Source organism: Formosa agariphila KMM 3901, assembly GCF_000723205.1.
Lineage (GTDB): Bacteria > Bacteroidota > Bacteroidia > Flavobacteriales > Flavobacteriaceae > Formosa > Formosa agariphila.
Map to the genome: position 1 here is coordinate 2,738,209 of NZ_HG315671.1, position 15,274 is coordinate 2,753,482.

Annotated in this window: 10 protein-coding genes; 4 read left to right on the forward strand and 6 right to left on the reverse strand. The window is 28.5% G+C overall.

The window, feature by feature from the left end:
* Positions 1-191: 191 nt before the first annotated feature.
* Positions 192-1,445 (reverse strand): hypothetical protein, encoded by a 1,254-nt coding sequence (locus BN863_RS11370; protein WP_038530664.1) that lies wholly within the window; start codon positions 1,443-1,445, stop codon positions 192-194.
* Between the two features lie 973 nt (positions 1,446-2,418).
* On the opposite strand from BN863_RS11370, the gene BN863_RS11375 reads away from it, so the two are divergent.
* The 4 genes from BN863_RS11375 to BN863_RS11390 all read left to right on the forward strand — a co-directional run bounded on the left by BN863_RS11375 (position 2,419) and on the right by BN863_RS11390 (position 6,785).
* Positions 2,419-3,492 carry a glycosyltransferase gene (locus BN863_RS11375; protein WP_038530666.1) on the forward strand — a complete coding sequence of 358 codons (1,074 nt, stop codon included), beginning with the start codon at positions 2,419-2,421 and terminating at the stop codon, positions 3,490-3,492.
* A 10-nt stretch (positions 3,493-3,502) separates the two neighbouring features.
* Positions 3,503-4,555: a glycosyltransferase gene (locus BN863_RS11380; protein WP_038530668.1), complete on the forward strand. Its 1,053-nt coding sequence runs from the start codon at positions 3,503-3,505 to the stop codon at positions 4,553-4,555.
* A gap of 75 nt (positions 4,556-4,630) precedes the next feature.
* Entirely contained in the window at positions 4,631-5,770 is a 1,140-nt protein-coding gene (locus BN863_RS11385) for a glycosyltransferase family 4 protein (RefSeq protein WP_038530671.1), read from the forward strand.
* Positions 5,763-6,785, forward strand: a complete 1,023-nt coding sequence (locus BN863_RS11390; protein ID WP_158409005.1) for an endonuclease/exonuclease/phosphatase family protein — start codon at positions 5,763-5,765, stop codon at positions 6,783-6,785. The genes BN863_RS11385 and BN863_RS11390 overlap by 8 nt, the downstream gene beginning before the upstream one ends.
* 944 nt (positions 6,786-7,729) lie before the next feature.
* Here the strand turns inward: BN863_RS11390 and BN863_RS11395 are convergent.
* The 5 genes from BN863_RS11395 to BN863_RS11415 form a co-directional block, all read right to left on the reverse strand.
* A complete protein-coding gene (locus BN863_RS11395) occupies positions 7,730-10,093 on the reverse strand; it encodes a GumC family protein (RefSeq protein ID WP_084817528.1) in 2,364 nt (787 codons plus the stop codon).
* 6 nt (positions 10,094-10,099) lie between these two features.
* Positions 10,100-10,891, reverse strand: a complete 792-nt coding sequence (locus BN863_RS11400; protein WP_038530675.1) for a polysaccharide biosynthesis/export family protein — start codon at positions 10,889-10,891, stop codon at positions 10,100-10,102.
* A gap of 13 nt (positions 10,892-10,904) precedes the next feature.
* Positions 10,905-12,818, reverse strand: coding sequence for a polysaccharide biosynthesis protein (locus tag BN863_RS11405; protein ID WP_084817529.1), 1,914 nt, complete (start codon positions 12,816-12,818; stop codon positions 10,905-10,907).
* On the reverse strand, positions 12,811-13,932 hold the full coding sequence (locus BN863_RS11410; protein ID WP_038530677.1) for a DegT/DnrJ/EryC1/StrS family aminotransferase: 1,122 nt from the start codon (positions 13,930-13,932) through the stop codon (positions 12,811-12,813). Before BN863_RS11410 ends, BN863_RS11405 begins: the two co-directional genes overlap by 8 nt.
* Positions 13,933-14,475: 543 nt before the next feature.
* A complete protein-coding gene (locus BN863_RS11415; RefSeq protein ID WP_038530679.1) occupies positions 14,476-15,249 on the reverse strand; it encodes an SDR family oxidoreductase in 774 nt (257 codons plus the stop codon).
* Positions 15,250-15,274 lie beyond the last annotated feature (25 nt).

Consider the following 15,274-nt stretch of genomic DNA (forward strand, 5'->3'; position numbering starts at 1 on the left):
TTCTACAACCATCTTTTCCCTATGGCTGTATATATAGTAGTACTATTAGAAAATCCCGTAATACTTTCTGTTTTTTCTCCATTGCTCCATTCGTAGGTTGAACCCCCAGATGCTTTTAATGTCACTTCATGCACCTTATATATCGTTTAATTTTCTCCAGTATTTACATTTACCAGAGGTGTTAGGTTCTATTATTGTTTGTATTCAACAATCCAAGAGAATGGATAATTTTGTTTTTTAACAGTATCAATTTCCATATTAGACTTGAAAATTAATTTTGTGCCATCTGGACTTACTGAAGCATGAGGTTCGTGCTTATATTTTTTATTTGTTCTTGCATATGTTTTAGTAAATCTATTAACAACAACTTCCCCTGTTACTTTTTCATCTAATTTCACTGCAAAAATCTCCCTAAACGCCGCATAGTCTTGAGGTTGAGAAATATCTCCATGATCATTTATATATGCCCAACCTGGACGATTTATATTTCGACAACTTACATGTCCACCTGACACATAACTATATTGAATTTCTTTATCATTCCCTTCTAAAGTAATACTTCTAATATAATTATCATCATTTGATACCCAAACTTCTTTCCCATTTTGATCGAAACCAATATCTCCATGAGGATTGATATCTGTAAGATGTCGAAGTAAATTTAATTTTTTATCGTAGGATTTTGTCCCTTCAAATTTACCTCCACCACGTGTATTATATTGAATTAAAACATAATCACCACTCTGAGACATAGATATCCAATTAATATTTGATAATGGAGTGCCTATATTTGTTTCAGTAACAATTAAATCATTTTTTATATCGTATATAACAACCCAACAATCTGTACCTGAGCTCTGCCTAGTCCCATATAATGAGATATATCTATCATCCGTTGATAAATTAGTTTCCGAAGTCCAATGTGATAAAACATTATAATTACTAAAAGTTTTTGTAAAAATTAGATTATTCTTAAAACTTATTGGATCTAACTTATAAATTTTAAGAAAATTACTTCGTACTGAAGTACCATAATTAATCAATGGATTGGTATTACTCCACCCTAAATTACCTATATTATTATTAGATAGCAATTTATAAGTCTTACCATCTAAAATATTTGATGAACTCAATGAAATTAAAGACTGATCAGAATTCCAGGCTTGTCTTTTTGAATATGAATGAACTAAACCAATTACATCTCCTCCAAATAGTGATAAATCGGATATACGTGTAATAGTGTTATTGAAATTTTCATCCTGAAATGGCTCTAAATAAGTTGGTAAGGACTTAGGAGGAGTGTAATTTACTTTACTCATAACAGTTTCTTTAGGATATTGCTGAGCATAAACAGCAGAGTTGCTTAACATTATAAATAGAAATAATCTAATAATAATGTGAAGCGCTTCAATTTTACTTGAAACGCGAGATTTGGTTAAGTTCATTGTATAGATTAAATTATTAGCGTCCGTTAAATATTTGATAAAGCGGGATTTCTTTAATAGATTCCCTAACTAGTTTAAGTCTTAATTTCAACCACAAAAATAGATGTTTGAATATAAAAAATTACTTTGAAGGACAGTTTATTATCAAACAGTTATTAAAGTAGATTCCTCACTTTATAATTAGTAGTATTACAATTCTTTACCTTTGTTCGTGTAGTATCAAAAATTCTTGTTTCAAATGCCATAAACATCTATATCAACATTTTAAAGTGCTAGACGTAACCCTATCAATAACACAAAGATAAAAAGTAAAAGTTGTTAAATTTAAAAGGTTCTATATAGGGGTATTATAGAGTTAAAGTCTCTGAGTGTATAACAAATAACTTCCTTATAAGCTTTTGTAAACTAAAAATATTTAAAAACATAGATGGCAAATAGAGAACATTATTAAAAGGTTTAGACATAGTCTTTCATTAAAACACATCGCAGGAGACAATCAAAAAAATTAGCATAATACCGATTTGGCACGAGTATTAAATACAATTACTATCATAAGTTACACAGCGAAAAACGAATCGAAGATAGGCATATTCTAATATGGAGTTAAAAATACACTTTAACTTTGAGGACAAACTTCAGTTTAATTAAATTCTTAGATTACCAGACAAACAATGGTCAGAATTAACTACAAAGGGGCCAGGCTAACAAATGATTGTTTTTTTCAGAACAGCACATTTCTATTACAAAACACATAAATAAAACGGAGGGTACTGTTCATTATAAACATAATTAATAAAAACATTATTTTGTTGTGATACTAATGATTAAATATTTTAATTTGTTAACCCTTGAAAGTTATAAATATACAATTCAAAGAATAATTTTGATAATTCGAATAAAAAGATACATATTTAAATTTTACTATTTAAAAGCACTCTGAAATCTACTTTTGAATAATACAATTCCTAGCGTTATGAATCATAAATTAAATGTACTTTTTGTATTACCTTCTCTTTCTGCAGGAGGAGCTCAAAGAGTTATGTCATTTGTTTCAAGAAATATTAATAAAGAGAAATTTAATACAACACTATTAATTGCTGGCTCTTCTATCGATACGGCATATGACATTAGTGGTGTAAAAGTAATTTATTTAAATAAAACGAGACTTCTCACCGCATTGCCTTCTATAATGCAACATATTAGAAAATTGAAACCACAGGTTGTAATAAGCTCTATTTCGCATACAAATTTAGCAATGTCAATGATTTCTCCATTATTTAAAAAAACAAAATTTATTGGAAGAGAAGCTACTATATTAAGTGAAAATAATAAAGAAGCAAATTCTAGGAGATGGTCTCCAATTCATCTTGTTTCTAATAAATTCAAAAATTTAGATGTGCTTCTTTGTCAATCTAAAGATATGGCAGAGGATATGATTCTTAACTATCAAGTGCCTAAGGAAAAAATAAGTATTATTAATAATCCAATTTCAAACTTACCACCTATAAAAACAATAAGCAAAACAACTAAAACGAAAAAATTTATAACTGTAGGTAGATTATCTGAAGTAAAAGGACATTTAAGATTATTAGAAATATTAGCGCAACTTAATTACCCTTTTAAATATACTATTATTGGTGAAGGAGAATACAAAAATCTTATTTTCGAAAAAGCTAAAGAATTGTCTATTTTAGACAATATAGAATATATACCCTTTACGAATGAAGTAAATGCATATTTATCTAAAAATGACATGTTTTTACAAGGCTCCTTTGTGGAAGGGTTTCCTAATGCTCTATTAGAAAGCTGTGTAGTTGGCACACCTGTTATAGCCTTTAATGTCCCTGGTGGTACTAGAGAAATTGTTGAAAATAATGTTAATGGATTTCTAGTAGAAAATGAAATTGAATTTTTGCAAAAACTTTCTGATAATCGGATTTGGAATCCAAAAGAAATAAGAGAATCAGTGTATAAAAAATTTAATGAAGGTAAGATTATTAAGCAATATGAGGATCTAATCACTAAAACTGCGAAACAAATTAGCTAAAATTAAAAAAATGACAGTAGTACATATTAATATTGGTTTAGGAGGTGGAGGTGCAGAACACATTATTTTGGAATTAGCAGAAAAGGGTAATAAAAATGGCATTAAAAATATTGTCATTTCTTTGTCTAGTATTAACCAAATTGAACATAAATTCAAAAAAGCAGATATAGAAACACATTTTCTTAACATAAACTCTATTTCTAATCTAAAATCGAGTTTAAATCAAATTAACAACATCCTTAAGCCTTTAGACCAAGTTGTATTTCATTGCCATATGTTTCATGGATTAATGTTCGGGATTTTGTACAGTCTATTTCACAAAAAAACACCTATAGTTTTTACACTACATAATACCTTAGTTAGATTACCATATAGACGTTATCTTCTATATATATCAAAACACCTTAGAAAATTTGATATTAATTTTAGTAAAGATGGTGAAAGATGGTATTTAAAACCCATTACCGTTATAGCCAATGGTGTAGATTTTAATAAATTTGTAATATCGAAACAAAGGTCGTATAATGTAAATGAAAAATTTGTTTTTCTGTTCATTGGTAGAATTCAAGAACAAAAGAATCCTCTTTTTTTAGTTGATTTAGTAACAAAGTTATTAAAGGAAGGCAAGTCAAATTTTGAAATTCAAGTTGCGGGCGATGGAAATTTAAAAGGTGAACTAGAGGAGTTAGTTACATTAAAAAATTATGATAAATATATTAAACTTTTAGGGTTTCAAAATAATGTGAAACAATTATTAGAAACATCTCATTGCATTATTATGCCATCATTATGGGAAGGTTTACCTGTAACGCTAATTGAAGCATCTACTACGTTATTACCTATAATAACAACCCCCGTTGGTAGTATACCGGAATATTTTAATGATGAGAATAGTTATGTAAGTGAATTAGATAGTTTTCACCTTCATATGATTCAAGTAATGGAAGATTATGATGGAGCTTTAATAAAAGCAAAAGTGTTGTATAAAGATAATAAATCAATTTTTGATATAAATGAGGTGTACAAAAAGCATGAAATATTATATCGAGAGTGTTTACAATAAATACCTAAATATTAATTAAATCTATAATTTCAACATAGAGAAAGATAATATCTATTTGAACAACTAAAATATTTAATGGAAAAAAAAAGAATTCTAATAGTGGCTTCACATTCAGGTTCACTAATTCATTTTAGAGGTGATTTTATTGAAAATTTGGTCAAGAATGATTTCGAAGTTTATACTGCAGCACCAGATTACCCCATAGAGATTAAAGAAAAACTCATTACTTTAGGAGCAACTCCTATAGCGTTCAAATTACAACGTACAGGACTAAATCCTTTCAATGATTTAAAATCGATATCTGAATTAAAGTCGATTATTAAAAATAACAATATAGATTTAGTATTTCCTTATACAGTTAAGCCTGTTATTTATAGTTCAATTGCTGCAAATTCTTGTAACATACCTGTAATATCTTTAATTACTGGATTAGGATTTGCTTTTACAGGTTTAACTTTTAAAGCTCGAACATTACAAAGGCTTAATGAGTTTTTATATAAAATTTCTATAAGAAAGAACAAGGTGATTGTATTTCAAAACAAAGATGATTATCAATTATTTTTGGATAGAAAAATATTATCAAAAGACAATAAGGTAGATTTTGTAAGTGGTTCTGGAGTTAATTTAAATAGATATGAATACAGAGTTAATAATAATTTATCTGATAAAATAAGTTTTCTTTTAGTAGCTCGATTAATAAAAGAAAAAGGAATTGAATTATATATTGAAGCTGCTAAAGTATTAAAACAAAAATATCCTAATGCAGAATTCCATATTATAGGAGAACCTGATCAATCACCTTCTGCAATCAAATTAGAAAATTTACTTACTTTAAATAAGGAAGGGATAATCGTTTATCACGGAAAACAAAACAATGTTCCTGATCATCTTTACAAAAGAGATGTATTTGTATTACCAACATACTATAGGGAAGGTATACCTCGCTCTATTCTTGAAGCCTTATCTGTAGGATTACCTATAATAACAACAAACACACCTGGTTGTAAGGAAACCATAAAAAAGGACTTTAATGGTGTTTTAATAAAACCAAATAATCTAGATGAATTGATTAATTCCATGGAATTTTTTATTATAAATCCACACAAAGTCAAAGAAATGGGAGTAAACAGCCGTACTTATGCGGAAGAAAGATTTGATGTTGAAATTATTAATAACGACCTAACTTCCTTAATTAAAAATGAGATTTATGGTTAGTTATTTAAAAAATATATTATTTACTAATACATCAAATTTATCACATGTCGTTTCAATTTCAGTAATTACTCTTTTTATTCTAGCAATGATAAGCACATCTCTAAATCTGGGATGGGTTTCTCTAGTGTTAAGTATAATCTTACCGATACTAGTTGTTTTAAATATCTTCGTAAGTATTTATGGGTTATTAATTAGAAAATACTATTATATAATTGGATTAATAATTTATTTAATAAATTTCAATTCATTCTATAGTTTTTCTAATGAAAAAGGAACAGATGGCACTAAAGGTATAAGTGTCCTTTCTTATAACGCAGCAAGTTTCAGGTACCGCTCACTACAAAGAAATGACGACATTCCATCTAAAATCATAAAATTTATAGATTCAATACAACCAGATATTTTAGCATTACAAGAATCTCATTCTATTTCAATTAGAAAATTGAAGGGTTACAACTTCATGTTTTCAGGGCATAGAAAAAATAAAGAAAAAACATTATTAACCATACACTCTAAGTTTCCAATATTAAACACTGGTTATACAGATTTCCCTAACACTAGAAATAATGGTATTTATGCTGATATATTAATACATAAAGATACCATTAGGTTATACAATCTTCATTTACAATCTTATCAACTAAGGAGTAATTCGTTCAAAATTAATAAAGGTATATATGATAATGTATTTAAAAAAATGAACTACACTTTTAGTCAACAAATAAAGCAAGCACAAATCGTTAGAAATAACTTAGAAAGCACTCGGAATAAAATACTAATTTGTGGAGATTTAAATACACCTCAAAATACCTTACCTTACCATATATTAGGTAAGGAATTAAATGATTCTTTTTTAAAAAAAGGGCATGGTTTAGGTACTTCTTATAATTTGAAAGGTTACCCCTTAAGACTAGATTATATTTTTTTAGATAAGCGAATAGAAGTTGTGAGTCATACAAACTTTGATATAAAATTGTCTGACCACGAACCTGTATTAGCTAAATTTAAATTCTAACTGACCTCGGCTTTAAATCATAAATATCAATAGTAAAATTCATTCTACAATTATCAACTAGGCTTATATAAATAAAATTCCAAATACTTGTTTACTCTTCTTGAAAGCCTCCCATAAATTAGAGCTGTTTCATTTTCTAATTCTAAAATATTTATCATATAGAACTAATTTTTTCATATGTCAAAGGAGGTATATTACCCAGAAAATCATGAATTATAAAAACTTGTAGTCATCCCACCACATTTATTTTGCTCACAGGCTTGACTTAAGCTTTCAAAAGTGTATTTATTTAAAACACCTCTTCTATCTTCATTTAGAGCACTCCACAAAGGTATTTTGAGTGAATTTCCCTAGCTGATGCATTTAAATTCATATTGTGCACATACTATACTCCAAATAACTGTAATATTTACCCTAAATTCTAGTCCATTATTCATTTGTAGCGCCTAATTTATTCATTAAATGTTTAAGAATCTAGATTTTATGACTACTAAGTTAAGGAGTAATATATTACTATAAAGAGTCTTTCACTATTCAAATAGTCATTCACTTTGAAGCCAAAAAAACGTCTCTTGTTTCTAAAAACATCAATTATAAAATCCATACTCCAAGCGTGATTCAATATTTACATAACAGCAATAGGCTCTTTAATTTTTTAAGCAAACGTTTCCTGACTATTCAACCTTAAATTTATAAACTTTACATACTCGTTTATGAATTCAAAGAGGCTCGTCATTTAGAAGAGGTAAGGTTAATCACAAAATATTCTAACCAAAACAAACATGAATATTAAGTTATAATAGCTATAGGCTTGCCCATCTATTATAACTTAATATTCGTTTCTACATATTTCTTTAACTTAAAAATATGGTTTTAATTAATCTTAAATGTAGTAATCTAAATATTTTTATTATGGTGATAAGTTAATGCTCAATCAACTCAACTCATCCCTTCTTCAACTGCCACCATTTTATGCTGCTATTTGGATTTTTTCCGTAACCATAACCATAGCCATAGCCATAACTTCTTTTATGATCCACATTATTTAAAAGTATTGTCATATTTGGCAATCTTTTCTCATCAAACATCGTTTGGGCAATTTGTAGATTTCTCTTATCTAAATAATCAGCTTTGACGACATATACAAATAAATCAGCGTATTTACTTATTAGCAGTGTATCAGTAACTAAACCAACTGCAGCAGTATCTACAATTATGTAGTCATAATCATTCTGAACAGTATTAAAAAGATCTTCAACTCGTTTATCCATTAATAATTCCGCTGGATTGGGAGGTATAGTACCTGAAGGTATTATATCTAAATATGGATTATCCTTTGTTTTAACAATAACATCTTTAACATCCAAGCTGTCATTACTAATATAATCTGTTAATCCTTTTTGATTTTCAATATTTAAGTACCTTGTACCTTTGGGCACTCTAATATCAGTCTCAATAAATAAAACTTTCTTTTGAGAGTGAGAAAGAGACAGTGTTAAGTTTACAGATGTATGAGATTTACCTTCTTTACTAGTTGTAGAGGTTACGAAAATAATTTTGGATTTATGAGAAATATTCTGCAGCATAAAATCAATATTAGTTCTTAAAATTCTAAAAGCTTCTGCCTTTGGAGAATAGTCTACCTTTTTAACATTTAGATTTTTTATATTAGATTTAGGTATCTCACCAATGAATGGAATACTCAAATAATTTGTTAAATCTTTTTTATTATGAATCTTATTATCTAATAAATCTTTTATGTAATAAAACATGAAAGGAAATACAAATCCAAGAACCAAAGCAGCCAGATAAGCAAACCCTTTTTTAGGACTTATAGGTTCAGCTTCACTATGAGCTACATCAATTATTTTTGCATTAGGTGGTGACATACCAAGTGTGATAGCTGACTCTTCCCTTTTTTCTAAAAGATAAAGGTATAATGACTCCTTAATCGACTGCTGTCTAGTAATATCCCTAAATTTCCTCTCTTTAGTTGGGGCTGAATAAATCTGAGCATTTATTCTAGAATCTGTTTTTTGTAAAGAATTTAGAGTTATTTTCGTCGAAGATTTTAAATTTAATAAACTTTGTTGCAAATTATCTTTTAAAGCTTTTATTTGATTATTTAAATTTATTACAGTCGGGTTCTTATTACTAGAGTTTTTCAAAATTCTATTTCTTTGCAACACTAAATCATTATGACTTTTAGTCACCAAAGCAATGTTCGGGTCATTTATCCCCACATTTGCAGGTAATAAATCTCCATCTGAATTATTACTACTTATATGTTCTTCCATATAATCAATCAACTGAATTTGATTTGAAGTAGTAATTAATTGATTCTCATTTTCTTTTTCAGATTGTAAAAAAATATTCGATTGTGTTGTTAAATCTGATAGTCTATTATCTTTCTTTAGACTTTCAGCAGTTAAATCAACCTTTTCTAATTCTTCCGAGACAACTTCTAATCTATTATTAATAAAATCTGAAGAAATTTTAATAACCTCATTTTTATCCTTTATAGCGTCTTCATTATACTTTTTAATTAATACATTTAAAAAATTTTCTGATTTGGCACTAATTTTATTACTTAAAGATAGATTGATAATATTTGACCCGTCAGTATTTTGAATTATTAATTCTTTCTGAAACAAGTCTACTACTTTATTTACAGGAAGAAATTGCACTTTAACAATCGAGCCAATTTTGGTCCCATAAGCACCTAGATTAGGTGTAATTATCAACTCTCCAAAAGGAGTATTATCTAGTTTATCTCCAAAATTAAACACTTTTTCAGTGGTAGATATACTCTGTTCTTCATTAGTATTATTGAAAGAAATTTTGAATTTTGAGTCCGAAATTACTGTAATATAAAATGTTGATTCTATTTGATCAATTATAGAATCATTTTTTAAGAAAGTAAAATTGAAAGGAGGATTTAGATAACTTTCTTTTTCTTTAATTCTTCCTTGAATATAAAAACTCACATTCAAATTTAAATCCTTAACTGTTTGTTCTATTAAAGTTTTAGATTTTAAAATAGCCACTTCATCAACTACATTACTAAAATTATTAGAAAACATCCCAAAATTTTGCATACTAGATATTTCTGCAAGTTGGTTATTCTGTTGCTCATCCTTAATTTTTATTATAGCTGTGCTATTATAAATGTTAGAAGTGTATCTCAAGTATAAAAATGCTAATAAAAGAAAAAAGAGCATTGATAATACAAAGTATTTCCATTTAGAAAAATATAAATTAAAATTATTTATGAATTCTTCTTTACTATCAAGTTTATTATTTTTCATAGCTGATTATTTTATAATTAGAGCAGTGATAGTTGCTAATGTAGCGATTGCAGAAATTAAAACTACATTATTCTGATTGTAGTTAGATGACCTTATCTTCGCTTTGTTAGGCTCAACATAAATCACATCATTTTGTGTTAAATAAAAATGAGGTGAATTCATTACATTTATAGAAGTTAAATCGAATTTATAATATCTATTTTCACCGTCTATTTCTCTGATCAGAAAAACATTTTCTCTTTTCCCATAGATTGTTAAATCGCCTGCTAAACCCAAAGCTTCTGTAAGTGATACTTTTTCATCTTGCACATTATATGTCCCCGGACGGTTAACTTCACCTAAAATAGTTACATTAAAGTTTGCTAATCTAATATTCACAATTGGATCCTTCAAATACTCCTTTAAAGTTTCCTTTAGAAAGTAATTAGCTTCACTTCGAGATAATCCTCCTAATTTAAGAGTTCCTAAAACAGGAAACTCAATATTTCCGTTTTTATCAATAAGATAAGTTTGCATCTTTAAAGTTCCTTGTGCACTTATTATGGAAGTAGCATTATACGAAACTGCAGGTAAATTAAATGGTTTAGCAGCTTCTGGATCAAGTGCTGACACATCAATGGTTAATAAATCATCTGGTTTAAATTTTATTTCAAAAGCTTCAAGGTTGTTATTAATAGCTGTAGACTGCTCATCTTGAAAATACACTATACTTTCTCTTTTGGCCCCACATGAGACAAAAATGAAAGCGGATAAAATTAATGTGATCTTTAATAGGTAGTTTTTTAAAGGCTTTTTCATAGGTTTTTTTTGATTAATTCGTTTTACTATCTAAAACTTCAAATTTAGAATTATTTGAAATGTACTCAGGAACTATTTCCTTTATTTTAGATACGGTTTCTAGGGTTTGACAATTAAGATTATTTTTATGTAATTCAATAATTTTTTGAGAAATGATTTGAGTATTAATTTGTTTTGATTTAGCAATCATAATTTTTTCATGATATGTAGGCTTAGTATTTTCCCCGTTGGCTAATAATTCTTCATAAATTTTCTCTCCAGGTCTTAGTCCCGTAATTTTTATATCTATATCATTAGGGTATTTTAAGCCAGAAAGGGTTATCATGTTAATTGCTAAATCAAATATTTTAACTGATTGTCCCATATCAAAAACATATATTTCTCCTCCATTCCCCATAGCTGCAGCTTCTAAAACTAAAGAACACGCTTCTGGAATAGTCATAAAATATCGCGTAATATCTTTATGGGTAACTGTTAAAGGTCCTCCTTTTTCAATTTGTTTTTTAAATAATGGTATAACTGATCCGTTGGAACCTAATACATTCCCAAATCGGGTAATAATAAATTTAGTTTTACCAGTATTATTAAGGCAACTAATATAGAGTTCTGCAATGCGTTTAGTAGCCCCCATAACATTAGTAGGATTAACGGCTTTATCTGTAGATATCATTACAAATTTATCTACACCATATTTAACAGCTAGATTAGAGATGTTTATAGTTCCACTAATATTTACACTTACAGCTTCATACGGATTGTTTTCCATAAGCGGTACATGCTTGTAAGCTGCAGCATGGAAAATAACTTGTGGCTGTAACTTTGTAAAAATCTGATTCATCCTTACTTCATTCCTAACGTCTATAATAATGACTTCAAAATCTGGTACTTTTTTTTGAATAAATTCTTGTTGAAGTTCATATAACGGAGACTCTGCAACGTCAATAAGTATAAGTTTCTTATAACTAAATTTTGTTAGTTTTCTAGCTATTTCACTTCCTATAGAACCAGCTGCTCCAGAGACTAAGATTACTTTATCATTATATTCTCCTGTAAGTAAAGGGTTCACAATATTTATAGGTTCACGTCCAAGTAAATCTTCAATATTTACGTCTTTAATTTGACTAACTTGGAGGTCTCCATCAATCCATTGTTGAACAGGTGGAGTGATTTTAACTTTTATCGATTTGGATAGAAAGTCTTTAGTAATTTCTAATAAACGCTCTGAACTAATATCTTGAATTGAAATAATAATCTCATCGATATTATGTTTCTCAAGAAAGTCTGTAGTAATTACTTTTGGATCATAAACCTGAAGGAGATTTATTTTCTTTCCAATTTTTTTAATATTATCATCTAAAAAACCAAAAACTTCAATAGTACTATTAGAGTCATTCGTAATGGCATCATAAGTAACCATTCCTGAAGTTCCAGCACCATAAATTAATATCACATGATCTTTATTACCTTTAAATAGGTCATCTGATTTGATGCTATGGTAAATGGATCTAATGAAAAATTTAGCTCCAATCAAGAAAAAGACATTCAGTAATAAATGGATATAAATTATAGATCCAGGAATATCAAATAAAGTATCATAATTATATTTCCGACTTAAATATGTTATAATTATTAGCAATGTGGCCAATAAATTAATCCCGACAATAATATTAATAACATCCCTTACTCCTGTAAATCGCACAACACCTTTATGTGTATTTACTGCAATAAAACTTATAGCAGCAGTAACTAGCACAAAAGGGATTTGTTTTAAAAAGGTATCTATATTAAAATCGATATTAAAATTATACCTAATTATATATGCCAAAAAGAAGGTTATAGCAACTAAAACTAGGTCAAAGGCTAAAACCAACCATTTAGAAGCATATCTTTTAGATAATTTTAAAAGGAAATTGTTTATTTTATTCAAAATATTCTAAAATTAATGAAACAATTCTATCTAAATCGTCTAAAGTTAAATTAGAACCACTAGGCAAACATAAGCCTCTCTCAAACAAATCATCAGAAACACCATTTAAATAACTAGGTGCATCTTTAAAAATAGGTTGTTGGTGCATAGGTTTCCATAACGGTCTAGTTTCTATATTATCTTTTTCTAAAAATAATCTCAGACCTTCTTGATCTTTATTACTATCTAATAAGATACACGTTAACCACCTATTGGAGTAAAACCCTTCTGGCTCATCTAAAAAAGAAATACCTTTAATTTTACTTAGTTTAGAAACATAATAGTCATAATTGGCACGTCTTTTATTGACATGGTCTTCCAAAACCATCATCTGTCCTCTTCCAATACCTGCTACAATATTTGACATTCTGTAATTATATCCGATTTTAGAATGTATATAAGCGACACCTTGATCTTTAGCTTGAGTTGCTAAAAAAATGGATTTACTTTTATCTTCTTCAGTCGGGCAAACTAATGCGCCTCCACCCGAAGTTGTAATAATTTTATTACCATTAAAGGACAGTATTGAGTAGTCTGCCAAAGTCCCACATTTTTGTCCTTTGTAAAGACTCCCTAATGCCTCGGCGCTATCTTCAACAATTGGTATGTTATAATGTGAAGCGATAGCATTAATTTCATCCTTTTTATAAGGCATACCATATAAATGAACAGCAATAATCGCTTTAGGTTTTTTACCCTTTGAAATCCGGTCTTTTATTGCGTGTTCTAATTCAATCGGGCACATATTCCATGTATCTCTTTCACTATCTACAAATACAGGAGTTGCACCTTGATAAACAATGGGGTTTGCTGATGCCGAAAAAGTCTTAGATTGACAGATTATTTCATCTCCTTGCTCTACCCCCAGTAAAATTAAGGCTAAATGTAAAGCTGCTGTTCCTGAACTTACTGCCGCGATATGTTTATTTTCTTTTAAAAACAGTTTCAAATCTTCTTCAAAACCTGTAACATTAGGTCCTAAAGGAGCAATCCAGTTAGTAGAAAAAGCATCATGAATAAAGTCTAATTCGTGACCGCCCATATGTGGCGAGGATAACCATATTTTAGAATTCATAAGTAAAATTGTTAAATAAAATTTTTAAACAATTTTTATGTCGATTTAGGGACTTGCAACATAAAAAAATGCAAAGAAACGAACTCTTGTTTATTTGCTATTACACTAATATTGATATAAATATCTACAATAAAACAAGTGCAATTAAATAAAAACGATGAATAGCAAAAATTTACGTTAATTAAGAAACCAAAGATTAAATGACTTGATATTTTTATAAATGTTTATTGAAAAAGAATCTTTTACTGTGAATTAAATATATGTATATATAATTTTAATTGTCAAAAAAAACTTCTTACAATTAAATTAAAAACTAGTAGGTAAAACGAAATTTCATAACTGTGACATATAAATTACCTTTTTAATATCACTTTAAATATAAATTTATGATATTAAAAAAAAAATGCGATTAAAGTACAGATTCACTGTGATTTAATCGCGTTTTAAAATAATTACTTAATTATTTATTTTAGATTATCTGATATGGAATTGTAGATAAGTAAATAGGCTTCAGTTTAACTTTACCCTTTTAACTTATACAGTTTACCTTACCAAATATCCTCCATCAACAGGTATAACACATCCCGTCATGTAATCACTTGCAGATGAAGCTAACAATACCGTTAATCCTTTTAAATCATCTCCAGTTCCCCATCTTTTCATTGGCACTCTGTTAAATACTTCCTCTGTTCTTATTTTATCGTTTATTAAAGCTGTATTTAACTGTGTATCCATATACCCAGGGGCAATAGCATTTACACAAATGCCTTTAGAAGACCAGTCGTTAGATAAAGCTTTAGTTAATTGAGCAACTCCTCCTTTTGAAGCCGCGTAGGCAGGAATGGTTATCCCTCCTAAAAAACTAATTATAGACGCTACATTAATAATTTTACCTCCACCGTTTTTTAACATGGTATTACCTGCGTATTTACAGAAATAGAAAACAGCATCTAAATTTACTGCCATTACTTTTTGCCATTCTTCATCTGGAAAATCTTCACTAGGATATCGTCTTTGGATACCTGCCGAATTAATTAAGATATCAATAGTACCTCCTAATATATCTAAAGCTTTAGCATAAGAATCTTTTATTTCTTCAATATTACTTATATCAGCTTTTATTGGACTTACATCCAGTCCATCATTTTTAAAATTCTCACAGATATCAAACACTCTTTCATCAAAGTCGATGATAACACTTTGAGCACCTGCCTGAGATACCGCTTCAACCATCGCCATCCCTAAATCTCCTGCACCTCCTACAATAATTGCTTTTTTACCTTTTAAACTGAACGATTCTAAAATATTATTCGCCATGTTATTTTGTTTTATATAAATGTAT